Source organism: Mesorhizobium sp. M7A.F.Ca.CA.004.12.1.1 (assembly GCF_003997835.1).
Taxonomy (GTDB): domain Bacteria; phylum Pseudomonadota; class Alphaproteobacteria; order Rhizobiales; family Rhizobiaceae; genus Mesorhizobium.
Window position 1 is genome coordinate 1 of record NZ_RZRK01001413.1, and the last position, 666, is coordinate 666.

At 67.1% G+C, this 666-nt stretch carries 1 protein-coding gene and 1 pseudogene; both read right to left on the reverse strand.

Annotation, left to right across the window (positions count from 1 at the left end; genetic code table 11):
• On the reverse strand, positions 1-311 hold a 311-nt coding region (locus EN984_RS36745; RefSeq protein WP_127384459.1), incomplete at its 3' end, for an ATP-binding cassette domain-containing protein.
• A 4-nt stretch (positions 312-315) separates the two neighbouring features.
• Positions 316-666, reverse strand: a pseudogene (locus EN984_RS36750) (efflux RND transporter periplasmic adaptor subunit); the annotation flags it as partial.

Genomic DNA, 666 nt, shown 5'->3' on the forward strand with positions numbered 1-666 from the left:
GTGCGGGCCAGCAGATTGTAGCCCTGGAAGACGAAGCCGACATAAAGGTTGCGCAGCATGGCGCGGCGGTTGCGGTCGAGCCGGCCGGCGTCGATGCCCATGAAGGAATAGGTTCCGGCCGTCGGCGTGTCGAGGCAGCCGATGATGTTCATCGCCGTCGACTTGCCGGAGCCGGATGGACCCATGATGGCGACGAATTCGCCACGCCGGATCGCTAGATCGACGCCGGCCAGCGCATGCACCTTGGCCTCGCCCTGGCCGTAGCTCTTCCAGACCTTGTCGAAGGTGATGAGGGTCGCGCCCGCAGCCACGGCATCAGCTCCGCTGCTGCGACGCGGTGATGATTTGTGCGCCTTCATCCAGGCCAGAGATGATCTCGGTCAGTTCGCCGTCGGTGGAGCCGATCTTGACATTGACCGGGTGCGGACGCCCGTTCTCCAGCACGTAGAGTATGCGCGAGCCGTCGGTGGGCACTGTGGCGGCCTGGCGCTGGCGATTGCCGCCGGGGCGCCCCATGCGGCCGGTGAACAGGTCGCTCAGGCTCCAGCCGCGGGCGGCCTGCTGCGCCGGGCGATAGCGGAAGGCGGTGGCGGGTACGGTGAGCACGCCCTTGGCCTGTTTTGTGACGACCGAAACGGTGGCGGTCATGCCGGGCCGCAGCAACAG